Annotated in this window: 17 protein-coding genes; 16 read left to right on the plus strand and 1 reads right to left on the minus strand. The window is 68.8% G+C overall.

Annotated features, from left to right (window positions below; genetic code table 11):
- Positions 1–38: 38 nt before the first annotated feature.
- The 11 genes from ACWETB_RS01280 (at position 39) to ACWETB_RS01330 (ending at position 18,775) form a co-directional block, all read left to right on the plus strand.
- The gene (locus ACWETB_RS01280) at positions 39–3,641 is read left to right on the plus strand and encodes a tubulin-like doman-containing protein (RefSeq protein WP_452208746.1); all 3,603 of its coding nucleotides are present in this window, start codon (positions 39–41) and stop codon (positions 3,639–3,641) included.
- The gene (locus tag ACWETB_RS01285) at positions 3,641–6,340 is read left to right on the plus strand and encodes a hypothetical protein (RefSeq protein WP_348806928.1); all 2,700 of its coding nucleotides are present in this window, start codon (positions 3,641–3,643) and stop codon (positions 6,338–6,340) included. Before ACWETB_RS01280 ends, ACWETB_RS01285 begins: the two co-directional genes overlap by 1 nt.
- The gene (locus ACWETB_RS01290; RefSeq protein WP_348806927.1) at positions 6,340–8,808 is read left to right on the plus strand and encodes a hypothetical protein; all 2,469 of its coding nucleotides are present in this window, start codon (positions 6,340–6,342) and stop codon (positions 8,806–8,808) included. Before ACWETB_RS01285 ends, ACWETB_RS01290 begins: the two co-directional genes overlap by 1 nt.
- Positions 8,805–11,459, plus strand: a complete 2,655-nt coding sequence (locus ACWETB_RS01295; protein WP_348806926.1) for a GAP1-N2 domain-containing protein — start codon at positions 8,805–8,807, stop codon at positions 11,457–11,459. Before ACWETB_RS01290 ends, ACWETB_RS01295 begins: the two co-directional genes overlap by 4 nt.
- Before the next feature lies 1 nt (position 11,460).
- On the plus strand, positions 11,461–12,468 hold the full coding sequence (locus ACWETB_RS01300; protein WP_348806925.1) for a vWA domain-containing protein: 1,008 nt from the start codon (positions 11,461–11,463) through the stop codon (positions 12,466–12,468).
- A complete protein-coding gene (locus ACWETB_RS01305; protein WP_348806924.1) occupies positions 12,465–13,622 on the plus strand; it encodes a TRAFAC clade GTPase domain-containing protein in 1,158 nt (385 codons plus the stop codon). The genes ACWETB_RS01300 and ACWETB_RS01305 overlap by 4 nt, the downstream gene beginning before the upstream one ends.
- A 3-nt stretch (positions 13,623–13,625) precedes the next feature.
- Positions 13,626–14,363 (plus strand): hypothetical protein, encoded by a 738-nt coding sequence (locus ACWETB_RS01310; protein WP_348806923.1) that lies wholly within the window; start codon positions 13,626–13,628, stop codon positions 14,361–14,363.
- 45 nt (positions 14,364–14,408) lie between these two features.
- The gene (locus ACWETB_RS01315) at positions 14,409–14,924 is read left to right on the plus strand and encodes a TerD family protein (protein WP_348810019.1); all 516 of its coding nucleotides are present in this window, start codon (positions 14,409–14,411) and stop codon (positions 14,922–14,924) included.
- On the plus strand, positions 14,924–15,856 hold the full coding sequence (locus tag ACWETB_RS01320; RefSeq protein ID WP_452208749.1) for a zinc-binding dehydrogenase: 933 nt from the start codon (positions 14,924–14,926) through the stop codon (positions 15,854–15,856). Before ACWETB_RS01315 ends, ACWETB_RS01320 begins: the two co-directional genes overlap by 1 nt.
- A 481-nt stretch (positions 15,857–16,337) precedes the next feature.
- Positions 16,338–17,756 (plus strand): phenylacetate--CoA ligase family protein, encoded by a 1,419-nt coding sequence (locus ACWETB_RS01325; RefSeq protein WP_452208751.1) that lies wholly within the window; start codon positions 16,338–16,340, stop codon positions 17,754–17,756.
- A complete protein-coding gene (locus ACWETB_RS01330) occupies positions 17,753–18,775 on the plus strand; it encodes a ThiF family adenylyltransferase (RefSeq protein ID WP_452208753.1) in 1,023 nt (340 codons plus the stop codon). Before ACWETB_RS01325 ends, ACWETB_RS01330 begins: the two co-directional genes overlap by 4 nt.
- Positions 18,776–18,781: 6 nt before the next feature.
- On the opposite strand, the gene ACWETB_RS01335 is transcribed toward ACWETB_RS01330, so the two are convergent.
- Positions 18,782–19,510, minus strand: coding sequence for an MSMEG_1198 family transcriptional regulator (locus tag ACWETB_RS01335; RefSeq protein WP_449743431.1), 729 nt, complete (start codon positions 19,508–19,510; stop codon positions 18,782–18,784).
- Positions 19,511–19,652: 142 nt separating this feature from the next.
- Here ACWETB_RS01335 and ACWETB_RS01340 point away from each other — a divergent pair, with 142 nt between their 5' ends.
- The 5 genes from ACWETB_RS01340 to ACWETB_RS01360 all read left to right on the plus strand — a co-directional run bounded on the left by ACWETB_RS01340 (position 19,653) and on the right by ACWETB_RS01360 (position 24,292).
- Positions 19,653–20,249 carry a LuxR C-terminal-related transcriptional regulator gene (locus ACWETB_RS01340; RefSeq protein ID WP_452208755.1) on the plus strand — a complete coding sequence of 199 codons (597 nt, stop codon included), beginning with the start codon at positions 19,653–19,655 and terminating at the stop codon, positions 20,247–20,249.
- A gap of 70 nt (positions 20,250–20,319) precedes the next feature.
- Positions 20,320–20,766 carry a hypothetical protein gene (locus ACWETB_RS01345; RefSeq protein WP_452208757.1) on the plus strand — a complete coding sequence of 149 codons (447 nt, stop codon included), beginning with the start codon at positions 20,320–20,322 and terminating at the stop codon, positions 20,764–20,766.
- A gap of 32 nt (positions 20,767–20,798) precedes the next feature.
- Complete coding sequence (locus tag ACWETB_RS01350) at positions 20,799–22,205, plus strand: acyl-CoA synthetase (protein ID WP_449743481.1); 1,407 nt, start codon at positions 20,799–20,801, stop codon at positions 22,203–22,205.
- Positions 22,206–22,415: 210 nt separating this feature from the next.
- Positions 22,416–22,991: a TerD family protein gene (locus ACWETB_RS01355; protein WP_449743428.1), complete on the plus strand. Its 576-nt coding sequence runs from the start codon at positions 22,416–22,418 to the stop codon at positions 22,989–22,991.
- A gap of 119 nt (positions 22,992–23,110) precedes the next feature.
- The gene (locus tag ACWETB_RS01360; RefSeq protein ID WP_449743427.1) at positions 23,111–24,292 is read left to right on the plus strand and encodes a DUF475 domain-containing protein; all 1,182 of its coding nucleotides are present in this window, start codon (positions 23,111–23,113) and stop codon (positions 24,290–24,292) included.
- The last annotated feature ends 142 nt before the right edge of the window (positions 24,293–24,434 follow it).

Consider the following 24,434-nt stretch of genomic DNA (forward strand, 5'->3'; position numbering starts at 1 on the left):
CCTGAACCGTTTGTCACCGAGGTAAGGACACCACTCACATGAAGCGACTGTTGATCGTCGGATGCGGCGGTTCCGGCGGCGCGGCGCTGGCCTACATGATGGACCAGCTGCGCTCCGACCTCGCCGGTCACGGGATCAGCCGCCTCCCCGCCGGCTGGCAGTTCGTCCACCTCGACGTGCCGACGTCACCGTCGTCGGTGGAGGGCGTCGGCAGTGTCCGCGACCAGGGCGGCACCTACGTCGGCACCGGACCCGAAAGCGACAGCTACAAGGTCCTCGACAACGCACTCACCCAACGACTGGCCACCAACCAGGCGATCGACACCATCGCCACCTGGGCACCCCGCGACCCCGAATCGGTGTACACGCCGCTGTCCACCGGCGCCGGCCAGTACCGCGCGCTCGGCCGGATGATCACCCTCAGCCGCGTCGGACAGGTCCGTGATGCCCTCCAAAAGGCTTGGGACACTCTCTATCTCAACTCCACCGACAGCGAGATGCGGTCGCTGTCGATCCCGGGGGCCGGGGCCTACAGCCCCGACGATCAACCGCTGGTGCTCGTCGTGTCGTCGATGGCCGGCGGCGCCGGTGCGTCGATGGCCCTCGACATCTGCCGCATCCTCACCCTCGTACAGGGCGTCGACCCGCGCCTGATGGCGGTGTTCATGGTGACCCCGGACATCTTCGAATCGCTGCCGGCCTCCGCGGTCACCGGCACCCGCGCCAACGCCCTGGCCATGCTCGGCGAAATCGTTGCCGCGCAGACGGGTTCGGCCCGCGAATCCGATGTTGCGCTGCTACGTGCACTCGGTTACGAACGTGGCCAGGGCGAGCGCATCCCGTTCGCGCGGGTCTTCCCGGTGGGCCGCTACGTCGGCGCGCAACGCACCGTCTTCGGCGACGGCACCCCCAACGCCGTCTACCGCGGCCTCGGACGCGGGCTCGCCGGTCTGACCCTGTCGGGTCCGGCCCTGCAGCAGTTCGTCGAATGGGACCTCACCAACGGCGTCGGTGACCAGGGATCGCTGGAGTTCCTCGGCTGGGGTAACCGGCAGTGGAACAACATCCCGTGGGGCACTTTCGGTTACGCGAGCCTGAGCATGGGACGTGACCGCTACGCCGAGTACGCCGCGCAGCGGGTGGCCCGGGCCAGCGCCGACAAACTGCTGCACGGGCATCTGCAACCCGGTAACGACGCCTCCGACGAGGAGCAGGTCAACTCGATCCTGGACAACCAGTGGGAGAACATCTGCCGGCGTCTGGGCCTGCCCGGCACCGAACCGGTCGGGCAGTGGCTCGGCTCGACGGTGCTGCCCGCCCAGCAGGTCGGTGCGCACGCCACCGGCATCATCAACAAGACGGTGCGCCCACGGATCGATCAGAGCCCCGGTGTCAACGGCGATCAGTGGGCCGCCTCGGTGTACCGGGTGCTCGGCGAACAACGCGAATCCATCAAGGGCGAGGCCGGCAACACCGCCTACGCGGTGGCCTACAGCTGGCATCAGTACTTCGCGGGTGCCCTGCAGCAGGTGACCACCGACGCCCTCGCGCAGATCGGCCTGCCCTACGCGACCGGCCTGGTCAAGCGGGTCGCCCGCCTGATGAGCGACATCATCCTGCCCGAGGCCGGGCAGCTTTCCGGGTACGCCCCCGGCGACGTCGTCGAACCCGGACCGGAGGCGACGCGAACCCTGGCCTCGCTCAAGGGAACCCTGGCCAACACCGCCGCGGTCAGCGAGCAGGTCTTCAGCGGGTTGCGTCCCCAGGTGGAACGTCAGATCTACGCGATGCTGGCCTACCAGATCTCCAACGCGGCCGGAGCCATCGTCGGCGAGATCTTCGATCCGCTGCTCACCGCGCTCAACGAGGCGCAGACCCTGCTGCGTCAGGCGGCCGCCGCCCCGCGGCGCGAGACCGGCCTGGCGCATCTGCAGACCACCGAGTACGCCGCCTGGCCCGCCGATTCCGACGAGCGCGTGGCCGCCCGCTTCTCCGAGGCCGACAACGAGGTGATGCTCACCCGGTCCGGAGAGTTCAAGCAGCGCTATGAGATCGACCTGCCCAGCTCGGTGGGAGCGGCCACCGCCGACCCCCACTCGTTCCGGCTCGCCGTCGCCCGCGCCGCCGGACACGTCATCACCGGATCGTGGCCGACGGTCGGCGGGACCCGCCCACCCGGTGAACGGCAACCGACGGTGGAACGCACCGCGGCGTGGGTCTCGCGGGCGTTCCCGCGGCACCCGGAGAGCGGCGAAACCCTCATCGCCTCCCCCGCCGCCTTCGACGTCCATCTCCGTCCGGCCGAATTGCTCTCCCGGGCGCGCGAATTCATCGCACGCCCGGGTGAGGCCTTCGACCGGTTCTGCTCGGTGTCGTTGCGCGAGTATGTGACCGGACGCACCAGCGGGGATCTGCAGGTCGCCGAATCCGAATTGGCCTCGCGCCGTAGGGATCTGCTGCTTCGCTTCGGCGAGGCGGTGAGCCTGGCGCGGCCGCTGGCCAGCGTCAACGAGAATGCGATGCAGGCCATTCACGGGGTCTCGGAGATGATGTACCGCTACAAGTTCTCCGCGGTGCCCTTCCACAGTCTCGCCGTCGCCGACGACCTCTCGACCTCGCTGAATCAGCAGATGCGGGTCGACAAGAACAGCGTCGGCGCCTTCACCAACGCGCTGTCGGACGAGGCGAACATCAAACGCATCGACATCTTCGGGTCATACCCCAATTACTCTCCGCTGGCCTATGACTCGGTGATCGAACCGGCGTCACGGCAGTGGTTGGAGGCCTCGGCCGCCGAACGCAAGGCCTTCTGGACCTACCGCCGTGCCCGCCCCCTCGCCGCGAGCCTGCCGATGCACATCGACGAACGCCGTGCGATGGTCGGCGGCTGGATCCTCGGCCGCAGCCTCGGCTACGTCAGCGTCCCCGACGCGCCGTACACGCAGGGTGCCCGCGTCTGGGACGACGAGACCAAGCGGTGGCTGCCGTTCCCGGCGCAACTGCTCACGCCACCGTCGGAATTCCTCGCCGACTACGACTGGCTGCCGGCCATCCTCGAGTCGGTACTGCTGGCGATCGCCAACAGTCACCAGCCACCGGCGATGAGTTCGATGCATCCGTATCGGGCATTGCGGCGCATCTACGACGGTGCCCAGCAGAACACGACATCCGGGCTCGAGCAGGATCAGCTGGCCGGTCGCCTGCACATGATCGACTGGCTGCGCACCGGGGATGCCGGCACCGGCGTCGCGTCGGTGATCGCCGACACCGGCCCCGAGACCTCCGTCGACGCCCGCGCCGAACGGCTCACCGCCTACCTCACCGATTACCGGCAGTTCGTCGGCACCCACTTCATGAAGCCCGGCGACGGGGCGGTCGACGGACATCCGCCGGCACCCGGCGGCGGTGTGTTCTCGATGATCACCGTCCGGGCGCAGGCGTCGAAGACCCCGTTCTTCCGCGACCTCGCCGCCGATGTGTATTGGGCGGCAAGCCAATTGCTGGATCTGGTGCCGGCCGCGGCGGCCGCCGCCGCACGCCCGGTGTCCACGCCGGGACCGCAGACACCGGCGTCGGTACGCGAAGACGATTGGACACCACCACATATGGACTTCGGATCGGGTTCGGGGAGTGTTTTCTGATGGCCACACTGACCGTGTTCGTTGCACCGAGCGGCCCCGCCGACGGTGTGCTCGCCGCACTCACCGACCTGTCGGCGGCCGGCCTCGTCGACGAGTTCGCCTGGATCACCGACCCGGTCGCCGAGCATCCGCCGCAGGCGGTGATGCTGGTGGCCGCCGGTGCCGCCCGCGACGTCGCGCTGACCGAACTCGTCACCAACCGCCGCATCACGGCCCTGCGGATCTGCTCGATCGTCCCGGTCGCCGACGACGCGCCACGCCTGTCGATCGGCGCCGAACTGAGTGTCGGCTCGACGCTGGCGTCGGCGACCGGCGCCACCACGATCATCCGGATCCGGGCGTTACTCACCGGCTCCGAGGGCATCGACGGTCCGCTGTCGGCGCTGGCCGTCGAGGGCTGGCACAACGTGGTGATCTCACCGGAGGATTCCCGCGCACCGGGATTCGGCCGCGTCCCGATTCCCGCCGAGCCCACCGCGACCGACTTCGGACGGTTCTGCGGACCGGCCGTCGCCGGGCTGACCGGACTGTGGTCGGGTATCGAACACACCCCGCTCGACGACGCCCCGGTCCTGCCCGGCCAGGTGGTGCGACTGGCACGCTCGTACTACCGCAAACTCGAGACCGCCGACATCGAGAACACCCTGCGCACCGAGCTGCTCAGCCAGGACGGGCACCTGCCGCTGCCGAGTGATCAACGGGCCCAGGTGGTGTACCTGCAGGACACCGGTCTGGCCGGCACCACGATGGCCTCGGCCCTGTGGCACAAGTACGGTGCGGTGCTGCGCGGACCCCGGCTGAGCTATCAGGCGCAGTCGGTGGAGGTCACCGGCCCCTGGGCGGCGATCAAGATGTTCTTCGGATTCCTGTGGGCGTCACTGCGACTGGCGCCGTCGTCCTGGTACAACAAGATCGCCGGCGGCGTGGCGAGCCGGGTGGCGATCGGCGTCCAGCAGGCGGTGTTCACCCAGGCACCGGCCGCCTACGAGGTGGTGGTGCGGGGTCGCCGCGCCAACGGACAACACGCCGGCTGGGCCGACATCGGCGCCGCGTCGGATCACCTGCGGGGCCTGCTGGCCGGGCCCGCACCGGTCCACGACGCCGGCACCGACCTGTCCGGACTGTGGCAGGACTACGCGAAATCCGCTCTCACCCTTGCCGACGCGGGCAACCGCTCCTCGGATCTGCCGCCGGTGCAGGTGGGGGCGGCGCGCGGCGTGATCCGTGAGGCCGCCGCCGTCATGCCCGGACCCACCGAACGTTTCACCGACATCCCGGGCGTCATCGGTGCGGCCGCGGAGACCGACGGGGTCGACGCCGTCGACGCCCTCGGCGTCCACGATCTGCAGTTCCGTCTCGCCGACCTGCAACGCGACCCCAACCACGGGCTGGCGGCCGGCTCCACGCTGTCGTCGCTCAACGAGTGGCGCCAGCACCACGAACGCAGTTTCGGTGCGGCCGTGGGCAATACCCTCGCCGACTCCTTCCGCGGCTGCTACGCCGAGGTCCAGCAGTTGCTGGAGAAGCTGCGCAACGCCCAGCTGCCGCCGGACCCGGGTTCGAAGAACCTGGGCCTGGCCCGCTGGATCCAGGTGGCCGCGGTGATCTGGATCCTGCTGACCGGAGTGTTCGTCTGGTTCGCGATCGATCACATCGTCGTCTGGTGGGTCGCGCTGATCGTCGTCGTCGGCAGCCTGCTGTTGCTGCTGCTCGCCCTCGGCGTGGCGTTCATCAGTACCCAACGACGATTGTTCGCCCTGCTGCATCAACGTCGGTCGGTGATCGCCGAATACGAGGTCGATCACCAGAATCTGCTGTCGGCCTTCCAGGATCTGCGCCGCCTGTCCCAGGCCTACGGGCAGTTCCTGTCGTGGAGCCGCATCATCGGCAGCTTCCTGGCCGCGCCGCTGGGACCGGACATGCACCGCAGCGCCGAAGTGCTCCACATCTCGAACGGCATGCCGATGTCGACGCAGGTCGGCGTCGCCCGGCCGGCCGCCACCGAGGTCGGGACCACCGCCGGCTACCTCAAACGCGACCTCTTCCACCCTGGCTGGCTCACCCGATCGTGGGAGGAACTCATCCTGCGGGCCGCACCACCGCAGCCCGGCGCACGCGACACCACCGTCGGATCGTCGGTCCTGTGGTCGGAGCGGGGACGTTTCTCCGGGTCTCGCCTCGATCAGTTCTCCGGCGAGATGTACACCGGCACGGTCACCTCCTCGGGTGCCGACGTCGTGTGGCGTCAGGCCCTCGAGCGGCTGGCCGGTCCGATGAGTGGTCTGGTGCCGCGGCTCCTGGCGGTCGTCGCCCCGGTGGGCGGCGCCGAGACCAGCATCGGGGAATTCCTCGGCGGACTCGACCAGCAAACCGCACCCGAGGGTTCGTTCCCCGACACCCTGCTCACCGACGGTGCCGTCATGTCGTCGGTGGCGAAGGTCGTCACCGACTACCGTCGTCCCCGGCTGCACGGCCTCGGCATCATCTGTGCGGCAACCCAACTCAGTGACGCCTTCGCCGTGGACAATCTGGTGACCACAGCCGACCGCAGCGCCCGGGTGGACACCGAATGGACGCCGCAGACCACCACCGCCCCGGACTTCACCGACCGCGCCGCGGGCGGGACCACCGCACCTCTACCGGCCACCGAGCCGCAGGAGTACCGCGCACCCGACCTCGGACGAGGATTCGAGTTCTGATGACGCCGGCAACTCCCGAGGATTACCTCGACGTCCTGCGCCTGTGGTCGGACTGGACCGTCGCGCAACGATTCCCGACCGTCGGACCGTCCCGCCTGGTGGAGATCTCCCGCGACCCACAGGGCTGGTCGACGGCGGCGTTGACCCCGGTGGAGGCCGGGTGGGCACCGACGATCCAGCACCTCCTCGATCAGGTCGCCCTCGGCGTCCGCCCGCAGATCGCCGTCGCGCATCTGCCCGACCGGTTGCGCCGGGCACCCGATGTGCCCGACGACGAGCCGCCGACGACCCCGGCCACGGAGCCCGCGAGTGGGGCCCATGCCGACAGTGCTGCCGCCGACGACCCGCTCGCCCGGCTCACCGCCCTGCTCTTCGAATGGCGCACTGAGCAGATCGCGCGCGGCGTCGAGGGTGCCGACACGATCCGCGACGTCACCCTGCGCAAGCTCGCCGAACTCGGCTGGACCGATGCCGCCCGCATCCAGGGCCGGCTCACCGGACCGGCCGCCGGAGCACTCGCCCTCGAGATCGCGCAGGTGATCGCCGGGTTCAAGGGTGAGGCCTCGCAGGCGCCGGCCGCGGCGGCCACGCCACCGGCATCCACGACGGCGCCGCCCGCACCGCCGCAGGCATCGACACCCGAGTGGAGCACCCCGACCCCACCCACCCCGGAGCCGGCTCCGAGTTCGCGGCCCGCGAGCACCGCACCCCCGGCGGACGCCGCGTCGCCCTCCGTCACCCCGGCGCCGCCGCCCCCGATGGCGCCACCCCCGATGGCGCCGGGCCGCACCTGGTCACACGACGATTTCGCGGTCTATGACTACCCGGAGACCGACGTCCAGCCGGGTCGCATCACCGTGGCACCGGTCGGCGACGCGGTGCGGCTGACCTGGGACGACTGGCCCGCCGCTGCCGGCGAGATGGTCCTGTATCGCGTGGTGTCCAGCGATGACGTCGCTCCCTACAAGCCCGAATCCGGCGAACTGCTCGACGTCACGACCACCCCGTCGCACACCGACGGCCGGTTCCTCAGCTCCGCGGTACGCATCTATCAGGTGTGGGTGCACGTCGGCGCCGACGAGGCGAGTGCCCGTGCGGCGCAACCGATTCAGTGGGCCGGCGGCGAGGAGGTCAGCCCGGTCGACAAGATGCGGTTGTCCGAGGAGTCGGGACGGGTGATCGGCGAGTGGGAGGTGTTCCCGGGCACCCGCAGCGTGCGGATCTTCCGGATCCCACTCGACGGCGGCGGACCCCCGACCGCCAGTCCGAGCAACCAGATCCTCACCGACCAGGCCAATCTGACCGGGTTCGTCGACGCCGCCGTCCCGCGCGGCAAACGATTCCTGTACTCGGTGCAGGCCGAGGTGATGGTCAACGAGTCCGCGCGCCTGTCCCGCGCCATCAAGAAGGACATCCTGGTGTCGGTGGATCTCGTGCCGATCACCGACCTCGCGGTCGAGATGGCCGAATCCGGCAGCACGTTCAATCTGCGGTGGACCACCCCGAAGGAGGGGCAGCAGGTCCGCATCCACCGTTTCCCCGCGCCGCCGCCGGCCGGCCTGGAGAACGAGGACCGCGACGAATCCGCGATCACCGTGCAGGGATTCACCGAGGAGACCCGCATCAAGGACCCGGTGACCGCACTCGATCCCGAGACCTCGCAGATCACCGGGGTGTTGTGGCCACCCACCTGGGAACGGGCCTATCTCACGCCGGTGACCACCTTCAACGGCCGGGTCCGGATCGGCACCACCCAGGTGCAGACACGCCCGCTGCCCGCGGTGATCGAGCCGCGGATCGTCGAGCGGTTCAACACCGAACTCATCACCTTCGGGTGGCCGGTCGGCGCCGCCGCGGTGCAGGTCTTCGTCGGGCCGAAAACGCTGCCCCCGGAACAGATCTGCGCGCAGCCGCAGAGCTTCGCCGAGGTGACCGCGTCCACCCATCGGCGTGACGGCGCCATCATCCTGCCGCAGGCGCTGCCCGGCAACGGTTGTACGGTATGCCTTGTGCCCGTGGCCTATTCGAGGGGTGAACAGATCCGCGGGGAGATCGCCACCCTGGACTATCCGGGGCTGGCGCGGGTGTTCTACTGGTTCGACGCGGTCGCCACCCCGAATCCGATGTCGCGCGTGCTGCGTCTGGTGATGCGGTCCTACACCGAGATCGCCAACCCTCCGGCACTGGTGCTGGTCGCCAATCCGCAACGGCTGCCGCTGGATTCGCGGGACGGACAGATCCTGCAGTTCCACCATCGGGGGCAGTCACTGCCGCACTGCGACCTGCCGCGCATCCCGCACGGCACCCACCCCACCGAGTACACCGTCGACCTCGGCGACACGTATGCCTTCATCCGGCTGTTCGTCCACGAGGCCGGCGAGGTGACACCGGCGATGGCAGTACATGATCCGGCCCTGACCCAGCTGATGCGCTTCCAGCCGCCACTGCCGCCGGGAGAACCGGTATGACCGAACCGTTCTCCCCCGCACGATCGCGCAGTGCGCAACTGATCTACACCTCCTTCGACGACGGTGCCGGACGCGGCGGGTGGCAGGTCAAGCAGATCGCCGGCGATCTCGACGACACCGAACGCGACGCGCTGGTCGGGCGGGTGGTGACCCGCTTCGATCTCGAACCCCGCCTGCCCGACTTCCCGACCGCCGAGCAGATCGCCGCCCGTCCGGCCCGGCTGAGTTACGGGCGGGTGGAGGGGCTCGGCGCCTTCTGGCATACCGTCGCGGCGGGACCGGATGCGTCTGGTCGACCGGGAAATGTGTTCGCGCACATGGCCGTCGACCGGGCCACGCCCACCGACATGACGTATCGGCCGATCGCGCTGTGGGGGTCACCGGACTGGTTGCGGCCCTATGGTCCGGCCGAGGTCGCCGCGGCCGCCCTGCCCGGTGCCGAGCTGCCGCAGGCCAATCCGGCCATGTCGGCCCGCGCGGCCATCGACTTCCTCACCGACCTGCACACCGACCGGCAGGGCGTGTTCCGGGTGTTGCTCGACGCCGTGGTGGAGGCGCTGGCCACCTCGTCGTCGGTGGTGCTGCTGACCCGCTCGCATGAGGAGTCCGCGTCGTGGATCGCGGCGGTGTCGCACTTCCTGCCGCTGGCAGCGACGCACCGGCTCTCCTGGACCACCCACGACCGATCCGATCAGGTGGCCATCGACATCGATCGCGGGCATCACCTGATCGCGGTGCCCGCCGACAGCGTCGACGAACGCACCCGCTTTCCCGGCGCCATCGTCATCGACGCCGCCGAGATCCCCGGGCTCGCCATGCCCGGCGAATCGCATCGGGTCGCCCGAGGGGAGGTGGAGGCGTCGGCGCTGTCGTCCTTCGTCGAGGGCATCCTCGAGGATCCCGACGTCGCGCTCGCCGTCCTCGATCGGCGTGATCGGGTGGCCGCCGACGTCACCGATCCCGCCATGGTGCCCGCCTGGCCGCTGGCGGTCGCCGTCGCCGAACATCCCCAGTTGGCGGAGTTCCACGACGACGCCCTGCACGTCGTCGCCTTCGAGGCACCCGCCGGCGTCGAGCAGATCGCTTGGGCCGGTGAACTTCTGGGACGTGCGTATGCGCGTCATCCGCTGACTCCGGCCGACACCTTCCATCCGCTGCAGCGTCTGGTGCGGCAACGGCAGGACACCGCGGTCGCGGCCACCCGGTTCCTCACCGCGGTGCTGCATGACCAGCAGTGGCTGGAGAATCAGCCGCTCAACACCATTCCGTCGGTCGGCTCGGTCGATCTGGGCGCACTGCGCGAGGTGATCTCCGAACGGATCGGCCACTTCGTGGCGTCGACGGAGTCCGACCCGGTACGCCACGCCGCCCTGATCATCCGCCTGACCGTGATCCTGTATCGCCTGGGTCGACGCGACGCGGGGTTCACCGGCGTCCTCGCCGACCTCACCCGCGCATGGGAGGCGATCGACATCTCGATCGTGTGGTCCGGCCATCGACCCGCCAATCTGCAAGACACCAAGGCGATCTCACCGGTCATCCGCGCCGAACTGCTGCGCCCGGCGTTGCTGCGGTGGCCTCGGGAGGTGCTGGAACGGTTCGACGGTCCGGCGTGGGCGTGGTTCTACGACGACGGGAGCGGCGCCCCGCTGCCGCCGCCGGCCAACCCGTCGGCCGCCGACCTGACGCTGTACCCGATCGCGGTGGCGTCGACGTTGCAGGGCAGCGCCCTACCGATGAGCCCCGATCAACGCCGCGCCGCGGTGACCGAGGCCGTCGAATTCGCGCTGTCGGACCCGGAACTCGACGACGCCGCCTGCCGCGACCTCACCGACACGCTGATCTCCCGGCATCGGCCCGACGCCGCGTCGATGCTGGCGTGGGCCGCCCGGGAGCCGAACCGGACGTCACCGGCGATGCTGCATGCCGCGGTCTTCTACGAGCCGCCGGACATGGGACTGCTCGCCGACCTGGCCCACGGGCAGAACGCGGACGACGATCCCGGGTTGCGCGCGTTGGTGGCCGCGTCGCGGTTGCGTCTGGCCGCGCGCGATCCGCGGCAGTGGCCGCAGACACCGGCCCTTTTCGACGACGAGGTGGCGGCCTGCCTCGCCGATCCGACGGGCTGGGACTATCGGCTCGCCGAGGATCTGGTCACCATGCTCTACGCCGGTATCGTCGCCGCGCAGTCGCGCCGGGTGTCGTTCGCCACCGACCCCACGGTGACCGCGCGCCTGACCAATCAGCCGCCGCGGTCGCCGGGTGGCCTGGAATCGACGCTGCGGATCGTCGCCCAACGCGGATTCCTCGATCTCGGCTGGGTGGCCGCGCGATCGTTCGTCGCCCGATTCGACTCCCTGCGACCGGAACCGGTGATCCTCGACCGTCTCCACCGCGACGGCACCCGATGGTCGGACCGGCTGCTGGAATGGGCGCTCGAGGAGAACCGGTACCCGGGCCCGACCACCCCGATCGAACTGCGCGACGCGGCGTGGCCGATCGTGGCCACCGGCACCGCGGCCGATGCCCAGGATTTCTTCGACGAGTACGAGTCACGCGCCAAGGACTGGGCAAAAGCGTTGCACCTGAACAACTCCGATCCGTCGTCCGGCCGGTCGATGATCGGTCGCTTCACCCGAGAGGACCGATGAGATGACCACCTACGTGCTCGACGGCAAGGCCTCGGCGTCGCTGCCGCGGCGACCCCTCGCGGTCCGCATGGCCACGGCGGGTGGCTCGGTGCTCAGTGCCCGGCTGGCCGCCCGGTCGGCCGACGGGCAGGCACCCCGCGTCATCCAGCAGTCCGGTGGTCTGCTGATCCTGCCGCGGGTGGACGGTGAGGTCACCATCGTCGCCGTCCCCGAGACCGGGCTCTCCCGATTCGATCCGGGCACCGTGCTGCATGTGTCCTTCGGCCCCGACAACCTCGACGATCTCTCCGCCGACGTCGCCCAGTTGACGCCGCGCGACGTGTCGGGGATGAGCTTCATCGAGCTGGCGACGGTCGCCCCGGGCGGTGCGGATTCGCTGGTCGTGCGGACACGTCTGGCGGTCCCCGACGCACCGCTGCCGCCGTTGGCCGCGAGTGCGCGGGTGGCGTGCCGCGCGGTGCTGCGTGCCGATCAGATCGCCGAGACCGACACCCACAGCGTGCGCTGCGTCATCGACACCTCCGCCTCGATGGCACGGCTGTTCGCCGACGGTGTGGTGGCGGCATCCGGGGAGGTCATCGCCGGAATCGCCGCGGTGATCGGCGAAGGGGCGGCGGTGTCGTGTGCGTTTGCCGGCGGTGACGTCACCGACATCGAACCGGCCCGGCTCGGTGACTTCCTGGCCCGTCCCCCGGCCCGTGGATACGGTTTCGTCACCCCCGTCGAACCGGCACACCCGCTGCCGGACGCGTCACGCTCGCTGACGATCGTCGTCACCGACGGCACCACCGCGGCGGCGGCAGCCACATCGCCCTCGGCGTCGACGGCGACACTGGTGCTGTCCGCGGCGCACTCGGCCGTCACCCGCGCCGGTTTCACCGGCGCACTGTTCCCGCCCCCGCCGGCCGGTCAGGACCCGCGTGCCGCCCTGGCCGCCGACACCGAACAGCTCAGCGCCATCGTGTCGGGGCTGCTGGCGCCGACCGGACTGGTCGGTGCACGCCGATGACGACGGGATACGTCGGCACCAAGTGCCCGCGCTGCTTCAATCCGCTGCCCCACGACCGGGTGTCGTGGACGGAGGCGACCCCGGAGTCGGTGTCGCACAACCCGACCGCGTCGGCCTATGCCGGTGTGGACACCACCACCGGGGTCATCCACAGCGCCGACCGCCCGCTGGGTGGCGCCGCCGACTGGGCCCCCGCCGGCTACGACCCGGCCGTCCACGTCGAGGTCTGTCCCACCTGCCATTACACGCTGCCGCCGCTGTGGCGGTGGGGTGATGCGACCTGCATCGCGATGGCCGGGGCCCGCTACACCGGCAAGACCGTGTTCATCGCGGTGCTCATCAAACAGTTGCAGCAGTACGCCGAGCGGTTCAACCACGAGGTCATCCCGGCCGACGAACTGACCGCCTCGCGGTACGAATCCATCTACGAGACACCACTGTTCGTCGAACGCGGCATCGTGCAGGCCACGCCGAGCGCCGCGTCGCAGGCACATCACCCGCTCGTCTTCAGCCTCGGCATGTGGGACGGCGTCAACCGCTTCCTGGTGATCCGCGACGTCGCGGGCGAGGACCTCGAGGAGGCCAAGGTGGGTGGACGCGCGTGGGAGTTCTTCGCCCGCGCCGACGCGGTGCTGTTCCTCTTCGATCCGCTGCGGGTGGAGGACGTCTCCGATCAGCTCCGCGACCTCATCCCGGACACCGCGCGGGTCGGTGGTGATCCGCGCGAGGTGCTGCGCGTGGTGATGCGCCTGATCTCCGGCGGCAATCCGAGACTGGGTGTGATCCTGTCGAAATTCGATGCGCTGCAAGCACTGTCGAATGTGCGCCGAAGCGCGTGGGGTCGCGTCATGGGACATGCGGGTGCGGCGTTCAACCGCGATCCGGGATTGGTCAACCGACGCTACGACGAGGTCGACGGACAGTTGCTCGACGCCGAGGTGCGCAGTCTGCTGCAACGCCTGCACGCCGGGCCGTTGCTGCTGAACATGACCAATCCGGTCACCGGTCAGCAGTATCACAACCGGTTCTTCGCGGTGTCCGCACTCGGCGAGTCCCCCGAGGGAGAACGACTGCACCGCAACGGGATCTCGCCGTTCCGCTGCATGGATCCGATCCGTTGGGTGCTCGCCGACCGCAACGTCCTGCAGGAGTGAGTGATGTACCCGAACCCGTTCGGCGAACCGCCACCCGAGCACCGCGGCACCGGGTATCCGGCCGCGCCGCAGCAGGGTTTCACACAGTCCGGCATGCCGCAGCCGGGTGCGCCGTGGCCGAGCACCCCGCAGCCGGGTGCCGCCGGACACAATCCGTTCGCACCGCCGCCGTATCCGGCCGACCCCAATCCCTACGCCGCCAATCCCGCTACCGGCAATCCCTACGCCGCCAATCCCTATGGGCAGCCGCCGCCCACCGCGTCGCCACCCGCCGTCCGGCCACGACTCACCCGTCCACCGACCGTCGTCGCGGCCACCGCGCTCCTGGTGCTGGCTGCCGTTCTGGTGGTGGTGCAGGTGGTGGCGGGGTCGATCGCGATCGCCCGCGTCGACCGTGCCGTCGACGCCGCCTCACTCGCCGATCCCACCGACACCACCGCCTGGGCCGGCGACTGGATCGACACCGGGCAGACGTGGGCCATCGTGCTCGCCGCCCTCCTCGGACTGGCGTTCGTCGCGACCTATCTCGCGTTCGCGTACGCGGCGTGGAGCGCAAGGTCGTGGCCACGATTCGCCGCCCTGGTGTTGGCGGCGTTCTCGCTGTTCGGGCTGCTCGGTGGACCGATCACCATCGCCATCGTGGTGGTCGGCGTCGCGGCGACGGTGCTGCTGTGGGTGCCGCCATCCCGTCACTACGCCTCGCCGTACACACCGCCCCCACCCGACCCGTTCCGCGGCTGATCACTGATCAACCATCCCTGACCCTGCGACCCCACGAGGACTTCGATGCCGACAAAAACGCCCGACCGCCTGGCCGTGGTCGTCGCCGCCCTGGACTGGGATGCCGAGCACACCGCCGACGATCGGCTCGACCTCGACCTGACCGCATTCGTCCTCGGTGGTGACGGGCAGGTGATCTCCGATGACTACTTCGTGTTCTTCAACAATCTCTCCTCCCCCGAGCAGGCCGTCCGACTGACCGGTGGCACCGACGGGGTGCGCTCGGAGACCCTCGTCATCGACACCACCGAGCTGCCACCGCAGGCCCGCTCGGTGGTGATCGCGGTGACCGTCTACGACGGGCTGGCCGGATTCGGCCAGGTGGCCGACGCCGTCATCACCGTCGACGACAGCGCCTGCGGCAGCGTCGCGGAGTACTCGCTCAGTGCCGGGCATCGGGATGCCGCGGCCGTCGTCTACGCCACCCTGGTCGTCGAGAACGGCAAGTGGCGGTTCCAGGCCTCCGGTGAGAAGTTCCCCTCGCTGGCGGCGATGACCGATCGTTACGGCATCAAGACCTGATGCACGCGCGACGCTGGGTGGCGATCGGCCCGAACGGACTCGACGACCTCGCGTTCGTCGACGCCGAGGTGGTCCCACCGGGCGTCGGCGAGGTGACCGTCGAGGTCGCCGCCGCCGGGGTGAATCCCGCCGATCTCAAACACGCGATGGCGGCGACGGAGTTCCCGCTGCCGATCGGTTACGAGGTGGCCGGACGGATCGCTGCCGTCGGTACGGACACCGCGATCGCCTCGGGTCCGTGTGCGGTGGGTGAGGAGATCCTCGCCTTCCGGGTGCGGGGTGGATACGCGACCGCACTCACCGTGCCCGCGGAGAAGGTGTTCGCGCGACCGCCCACCCTCGGCGTCGACGAGGCCGCGGGTCTGCTGCTGGCCGGAACCACCGCCGCCGACTTGCTGCGTGCCGCGCGCGCCGAACGTGACGACCTGATCCTGCTGCACGGCGCGTCCGGTGCGGTGGGGATGGCCGTCCTGCAACTCGCCGGCCTGCGTGGCATCCGGGTCATCGGTACCTGCGGTCCGTCGAGTGCCGAGCGGGTCCGCCGCTTCGGCGGCCTCCCCGTCGAGTACGGGCCCAACCTGCTCGGCCGACTGCGCACCATGCTCGGCGGCCATCGGATCGACGCCGCCCTCGACGCAGTCGGCACCGACGAGGCGGTCGGGGCGTCGCTGGCGCTGGTCGCCGACCGTTCCCGCGTCGTCACCGTCGCCGCACCCGCCCGCGCCGCGGCGGAGGGTTTCGTCGCCCTGGGTGGACGCCTGCCCGAGAGCGCCGAGTTCCGCGACACCGTGCGCTCCAGCCTGATCCGGCTTGCGGGCAACGGCGAACTCGTGGTTCCGATCGCGGCGACGTTCCCGCTCGAGCAGGCACGCGACGCCGTGGCCCTGGTGTCCGGCGGACATGCCGGGGGCAAGGTGGTGCTGCATGTGTGAGATCAGCTGCAGCGCATGGGGAGTTCTCCCCTCACGCACCGCCATTGCGCGCGTGTAGCACAAGGGTCTGACACCAGAATGGGGGCCATGGGGAGTTCTCCCCTCTCCCAACATGATTCCCCTCGATGAGGACTTCTCCCCTCCGGCGCGGCTACCACCGAGATGGGAAGTTCTCCCCCGCCACAACGTGATTCCGCCCATCGATAGCATGACCATCCGACACTCCGTGGCCATGGGGACTTCTCCCCCACACTCCACCGGTCGACAATAGATGTTGTTGCGCAACATGTTTCGTCGTATCGGCGATATCGGGTAGTTCTCCCCCGGTCGTGTGACTGGCCGAATTGCCTGCGCGGAGCTCGCTTTCGCGATCACGGCGACACACACTGTGACGGTCACCGAAACACCCCGGCTTTCCCGAAGGCGTGACGGCGCACCACTCTCCCGACACCCATTCCCCCTCGACGAGAAGGACCCCGTGATGAACATCAGCGACCTGGACCTGGCGGTGGCAGTGACCGAACGCGCACGCCGCCGCGTCCCCGCCTACGCCGACTTCCTCCGCCGCAACGGCGTCGACCCCTGCGACCGGGTCGACGCCGCGTCGTTCACACGCCTGCCCGAGATGACCAAGGACAACTACCTCACCCATTACCCGCAGCCGGAGCGCTACTGGGACGGCCGGCTCACCGAGGCGACGGTGTGGTCGTCGAGTTCCGGGTCGTCGAGCGGAGTACCCACCCAGTTCGGCCGTGGCGCCCTCGCCCTCGACCAGAGCGCCGCCATGTACGACCGGATCTTCACCGCTTCCTTCGCCTCCCAGTCGCGGACGACGTTGCTCATCAATTGCTTCGCGATGGGCACCTGGATCGGCGGGACCTACACGATGGCCGGCGTACTCGAACTCGCCCACCGCGGACACCACATCAGCATCGCGACCCCCGGCATCGACATCGAGGTGGCGGTGGCCACGCTCGCCGACCTCGGCCCGCATTACGACCAGGTGGTCCTGGCCGGGTATCCGCCGCTGATCAAGGACCTGCTCGACAACACCCCGGCACACCTGCGGACCATGGACGTCAAGATCCTCCTCGCGGGTGAGGCGATCACCGAGAAGTGGCGGGATCACGTCCTGGCTCTGCTCGGCCGCGAGGGCGAACCGGAGCGGATCTGCCTCAAGTACGGCACCGCCGACGCCGGCCTGATGGGTTACGAGACGCCGACCTCGGTGGCCATCCGTCGGGCCGCGTTCGACGACGATGCGTTGTCGCAGGCCCTGTTCGGGGTGAGCGTCGACGAACCGCAGCCGACGTTCGTGCGGTATCACCCTGAATACCGTTACACCGAATGCGATTCCGAGGGTTATCTGCTGTTCACGGTCGATTCGGCCATGCCGTTGATCCGCTACCGGATCAACGACCGCGGAAAGGTGCTCGACGACATCACCATTCGGCGACTACTCCGTGCCTCCGGGCGCACCGAACTCGCCGACCGCGTCGAACTCGGCTCGCGCTTTTTGGTGTTGCAGGGCCGCACCGACATCGCGGCAATCTTCCACTCGCTGAACATCTATCCGGACAACATCAGGCCGGCGTTCGAGGAACCGGATCTCGAGAACGCCCTCACCGGACGGTTTCTCGTCGAGGTCCTCTCCGACGAGGAGCATCGCCAGTCGCTGCACATCCGGGTGGAACTGGCTCGTGGTGTCACCGGCAACGCGCGGATCGCAGAGCTGTTCACCGCACGCAGCCAGGCGTCGCTGGTGCGCACCAACTCCGAATACCGCACACTGAGTGCATCATTGGGCGACGCCGCCCGACCCGTCGTGTCCCTGCACGACTACCACTCGGCCGGTTTCGGCTCGGGTGCCAAGGACGTCTACATCCGAAAGGCAGCATGATGATCGAGATCCTTCACCCCACCCGCGACCGCCGGCGCATCGCCACCCTGCTCGACGACGAGGGTTACCGGTTGGTGGATGCGTGGGTCAGCGCACTGCCGGAACTGACCGCACTCGCGCAGTTCAGTGGTGATTGCGTGCCCGCGGGCGATCAGCTCGACACCTACAGCCGATATGCGGTCTATCCGTGGCGACGCACCGTCGTCCGGGTGCCGGTGGATGACCTCTTCCATCGCCTACGCACCGCCCGCAACAGTGTCCTCATCACCGAGGACGAGCAGCGGGCCTGGTCGGCGGCGCGGTTGGCGATCGCCGGGTTGAGCGTCGGAGCCTCGGTCGTCGGGGTCGCCTCCCTCACCGGCGCACGGCGATTCCACCTCGCCGACCCGGACACGTTGGGGCCGACCAACCTCAACCGGCTCTCCGGGTCGGTGTGCGACCTCGGCATGGCCAAGGCGGCATTGGCGACGCGGCGGGTTCTCGAGACGGATCCGTACGCGTCGGTGGTGTCGTGGGATCAGGGCTTCCGCCCGGCGGCGGCCGCCGACTTCCTGCGTGGCCGCGACGGCCGGCCCGTGGACATCGTCATCGAGGAGATGGACGACCTGGCGATGAAGGTCGAGATGCGGCGGCACGTCGCACGCGCACGGCTCCCACTGATCATGGTCACCGACGACGGCGACAACGTCATTCTCGACGTCGAACGTCACGACCTCGACGCCGACTACCCGCCGTTCCACGGATCGGCGGGCGATATCACCGAGCTGGACCCGGACACCCTACGGGACCCGGCGAACCGGGTGAAGCTGGCCGGGGCCATCGTCGGGCGCGATGTCTCGCCGCGGGTGCACGACGCATTGGCGCAGGTCGGTCGCACCATTGGCTCGTGGCCGCAATTGGGCACGGCGGCCACCCTGGCGGGGGTGGTGGGTGCGTTCGCGGCGCGGACCATCGTGTGCGGTGGTGACTTGCCCTCGGGGCGTTACCGTTTCGCGGTGGATACGGCGGTGGCCGCGTGAGTCGGGTCAGGGTTCCAGGACGTCGGCGTGCCCGTTGCGGCGGCACCAACTGCGCATATAGCGGGCGTGCACGCCGCACCACCGGTACACCGACGCCTGGGTCATCGGGAGGTCCTCGTCGTGTTCGCCACGTTTGATGATCATCGGACCGAGATAGTGGCTGGTGATTTTGTTGGCGGTGTTCGGCGACACCTTGGCCACTCTGGCCAACGAGGCGTTGTCGGTGACGTGCCCGGCCGCGATCGCGCCCGCCATACGTCCCGCGGTGTTGCCACGCTGCCCGGTGAACAGCTCGTAGAGACTCGGACGGCGGTTGGCGGGCGGCCCGTCACCGATCCGGCGTCCGACCGCCGCGGCGCGCAGTGCGTCGGCAAACACTCCGAATCCCTCGGCCTTCGCGACCACGCCGACGACCTCCGGTCGCTGACGCGCCTCGTCGAGCAGATCCTCCTCCATACTGTGTCCCTGTGTGGCCAGCAGCACCGGCGCCAGGCGATCATGGGTTCGCAACGCCTCGATGACATCCAGCCCGTCGAAGGACCACTCGGTATCAGGCCGATTCCACACGAGATCGGCGGAGACCACATCGAAGCGCACGCGTCCGGCGACGTTGTGAATGAAGTCGGCCTCGTCGGTGGCCACGACAACCGTCCAGTCGGGAAACGCGGTCGCCAGCGGCGCTGCGATCACCTTGCCCAACGGGGAGGCGATCAACACTCGCATACCTTCGCTCATGCGCTAATTGTGCCTCACAACGATCGATCGTGCGTAATCGCGCATGATTAGCAGGGGTCAGAACCGTTTCATGCTCAACTCCGCCGATTTCATGTCGCAAGATATGGTGACTCACGCATCTCCGGACGACAGTCTTGATGGCGTGACATCAAATCGTGGACAACTTACCGTTGCCGTCGCCGCCGAAGGCGACATCACCGACACCGCCCTGTGCGCCTACGTCGAACGGCTCGGCTTCACCGCCGTCCTCGTCCACGCCGACGCCCCCGTGACCGCGGCTCCCGACCCGGCAGCCGCCATCGACGTCGTGCTCGTCCGATCAACCCAGCAGGTTGACGCTCTTCGTCAGCACTCGTGGTTGCTGGACGCCGCGCTCATCGGAATCGGCATCCGCATCGGCGATCCCCGCGGTATCGATGTCGCCGACACGGGACGGTCGGCGCCCCTGATCGCCGGCTTCCTCGCCGATCTTGCCGAAAACCGTCAGCCCCGCACCGGCGCCATCCGCATGACCGAACGGGAACGTCAGATTCTGACCACCTACGCTCTCGGTGCGACGATGAGCACGACCGCCGCCACTCATCACATTGCCGAAAGCACTGTGCGCGAACACTATCGCCGTGTGGTACAGAGGTACAACGATGCCGGGCGCCCCATTGGCAACAAGGCTCAGCTCCTGCTCCGTCTGATGGCCGACGGCTGGGTGCAGCCGCGCGAGATCCTCAGCGCCGCCGGCTGAGCAGGGTTCGCACACTGTCCGAGGCTTTCGCCTCTCGTGTAGATCCCCCGCGGCTGCCCACGATGGAGTCGTGACCACCCGAACCGCGCAGTCCCACCTCCGGCCCTGGCCCGCCTGGGTCCTGGCGGTGGTCGAGGCCTTCATCGCCTACCAGGCGGTCTCCGGCGGTGTCGCACTCATCGACGACCGCTGGGGGATGCCGCGGGAATGGTTGCAGCGCACTCCCTTTGACACGTGGATCGGTCCCGGCTGGGTGCTCATCACGCTGATCGGGATACCTCAGGCCCTGGCCGCGCTGGTGATCGTGGTGGTCGTCGTCGACGCGCGCCCGGCCGTCCTGGCCGGGTTCCTCGCCGGGGCGTCGCTGCTGGTGTGGATCGTGATCCAACTGGCCTTGCTGCAGGTGTTCTTCTTCCTCCAGCCGGTGATCGCCGTCGCCGGACTGATCGAGATCGGGTTGGCGTGGTTGTGGCGACGCCGGATCGATGCCCCGCCGGACGGCATGAGCCGTCGGTGACGCGGGTGGTCACGTGGCACAGTGGATCCGTGCTGCTACTGCCGACGATGATCCCGAACGCTCCCGACCTCGACGACGCCGTCGTCATCGGCGACGATCACCTCTCCCGCGAGGAACTCGTCGGCGCGGCGACCGCGGTGGCCGAACGCATCCGCGGGGCGCACACCCTGGCCGTCCTGGCACGGCCCACGATCTCGACGATCCTCGCCATCGCGGGCGGTTTGATCGCCGGCGTGGCCATCGTCCCGATCCCGCCGGATTCCGGACGCCGCGAACTCGACCACATCCTCACTGACTCCGGCGCGCAGGCCTGGCTCGGCGACGCCCCCGACGGTGATGCTCACGGCACCGCCACTCTCCCGACGATCCCGGTGCGACGGTACGCGAAGTCGTGGCATTTCCACCCGGAACCGCCGGCCGACTCCGTCGCTCTCGTTCTGTACACCTCGGGCACGACCGGATTACCCAAGGGCGTGCCCATCACGCGTCGCGCGATCGCCGCCGGACTCGACGCACTCGCCGACGCCTGGGACTGGACCGCTGCCGACACCCTCGCGCACGGGCTTCCCCTGTTCCACGTGCACGGCCTGATCCTTGGCGTGCTCGGGCCGCTGCGACGCGGTGGGCGGCTGCATCACACGGTCAAGCCCACCCCCGAGAACTATGCCCGCGCCGCCCAGACGGGCGCGACGATGTTCTTCGGCGTGCCGACGGTGTGGTCCCGGGTGGGTGCCGACCCGTCGACGGCGGGGGAACTGTCATCGGCGCGGCTCCTCGTGTCGGGCAGCGCGCCGCTGCCGGTGCCGGTGTTCAACGAGATCCGCGAGGCCACCGGCCACGAGATCGTCGAACGCTACGGCATGACCGAAACCATGATCACGGTGAGCACCCGCGCCGACGGCGAGCGACGTCCGGGCTGGGTCGGCATGCCGGTGACCGGCGTGCAGACGCGACTGCGCGAGGGTGCCGACGATCTCCCGCACGACGGCGAGAGCGTCGGCGACCTCCATGTCCGCGGCCCGATGGTGGCCTCGGGCTACCTGAACCGTCCGGAGGCGACCGCCGAATCCTGGCTCGACGACGGCTGGTTCGCCACCGGCGACGTCGCGGTCATCGGAGCCGACGGTATGCATCGCATCGTCGGCCGCCGCGCCACCGACCTCATCAAGTCCGGCGGATTCCGGATCGGTGCCGGCGAGATCGAGACGGTGTTGCTCGCCCATTCCGCGGTCACCGAGGTGGCCGTCGTCGGCGTCGACGATGACGATCTCGGGCAGCGGATCGTCGCCTACGTCGTCGGCGAGCAGGTGCCCGACGCCGAGTTGATCGATCTCGTCGCCGAGGAACTGTCGGCGCACAAGCGGCCCCGCGAGATCCGTTGGGTCGCATCGCTGCCGCGCAATGCGATGGGGAAGGTGCAGAAGAAGCTGTTGGGGTAGCGGTAGGCCAACGTAAAATGCTGCCGTACAACACGTTTCATCCAGATGTCCGCAGAATCGAGGAGTGCGTCCGCGGACGCGGGGCCATGCGGATTCCATCGTTCAGGTGACCTACCCGGACCTGTCGCATGTCCGACTCTTCCCCTACAGTGTGGGTCATCGCACGTAGAGTGGCGGATGGCCGTTCAACGACAGAAAGGCAGCACAACCATGGGCGTAAGCCTGAGCAAGGGCGGAAATGTCTCGCTGACCAAGGAGGCTCCGGGACTCACCGCGGTCGCCGTGGGTCTCGGCTGGGATGCGCGTAGCACCACCGGAACCGACTTCGATCTCGACGCCAGCGCCATTGGACTCGGCGCCGACAAGAAGGTCCTGTCCGACCAGCACTTCGTGTTCTTCAACAACCTCAAGTCGCCCGACGGCTCGATCGAGCACACCGGTGACAACCTGACCGGTGAGGGCGAGGGCGACGACGAGGTCATCAACGTCGACCTGGCCGGCACCCCACCGAACGTCGACAGCATCGTGTTCCCGGTCTCGATCTACGATGCCGACACCCGGGCCCAGTCCTTCGGCCAGGTCCGCAACGCCTACATCCGCGTCGTGAACCGCGCCAACGGCTCCGAGATCGCCCGCTACGACCTCTCGGAGGACGCCTCGACCGAGACCGCGATGGTCTTCGGCGAGATCTACCGCAATGGCGCCGAGTGGAAGTTCCGCGCCATCGGCCAGGGTTACGCCTCCGGTCTCGCGGGTATCGCCCGTGACTACGGGGTCAATGTCTGATTAGGGTAGTTACACCCCGCGGATGCCGCACTCGCTCATGAGACCGGGTGCGGCATTCGTCGTCCACCGGGCGTCGCGACGCGGCACGCCCTCCGCGTAACCAGAAAGGCCACGCCCACGTGGTACTCCGTATATTCGGCTTGTCCATAGTCATCACGATCGTGTCGCTGATCGCCGCCTTCCTCTATGGCGGCACCACGGCGCTGTTCCTCACCCTGATCCTCGGCATCCTCGAGGTCTCACTGTCCTTCGACAACGCGGTCATCAACGCCACCGTGCTGCGGCGGATGAGCGACTTCTGGCAGAAGATCTTCCTCACCGTCGGCATCCTGATCGCCGTCTTCGGCATGCGTCTGGTCTTCCCGCTCGCCATCGTGTGGCTAGCATCGGGTCTCAGTCCATTCCAGGCACTGGACCTCGCGCTCAACCCACCGGCCAACGGCGCCGAGTACTTCCCCGACGGCAGCCCGTCCTACGAGACGATCATCACCGACGCCCACCCGCAGATCGCGGCGTTCGGCGGCATGTTCCTGTTGATGCTGTTCCTGGGCTTCATCTTCGAGGAGAAGGAGATCACCTGGCTCTCCTGGATCGAACGTCCGCTGGAAAAGATCGGCAAGCTCGATCAGCTCGAGGTGGTTGTCGCCTCGATCCTGCTGGTCATCACCGCCGAGTTCATCGCCCCCGATGACGAACGGTCGACGGTTCTGTTCGCCGGCCTCCTCGGCATGATCACCTACATCGTCGTCAACGGCCTGGGCGAGTTGTTCAGCACCCCGGACGGCGAGGACGACCCCGAGGAGTCCGATGATGAACGGGCGCAGGCGGAACGCACACCTGCGGTGAACGAGGCGGCTTCGGTCGCCGACGCCGAACTCCGACGCCGTTCGGGTCCCAGCGACCTCGCGAAGGCCACCGGTAAGGCCGGCTTCTTCCTGTTCCTGTACCTCGAGGTTCTCGACGCGTCGTTCTCCTTCGACGGTGTCATCGGCGCGTTCGCGATCACCGCGGACCCGATCATCATCGCCCTGGGCCTCGGCTTCATCGGTGCGATGTTCGTCCGTTCGCTCACCGTCTACCTGGTCCGCAAGGGCACGCTGAGCGAGTACGTCTACCTCGAGCACGGCGCCCACTGGGCGATCGGTGCGCTGGCACTGATCCTGTTCTACTCGATCGGCACCCACGTGCCCGAGGTGGTCACCGGCCTCGTCGGTGTCGTCCTGATCGCAGCCAGCTTCATCTCAAGCATCATCCGGCGGCGCAACGAGCCGGAGGATGCGAAGGACCACATCGAGATCTGACACCTCCAGCAGTTCCGACAGCCCCCCGGCGAGCATTCGTCGGGGGGCTGTTGACGTTGACGAGGCGACCGTTGACAGAACCGCACCCTTCCGGTCGAGCGCCCATCCCGCCGGTCGATCCGGTGAGGAGCGCCAGACCGAA

Source organism: Gordonia sp. NPDC003950, from assembly GCF_053605205.1.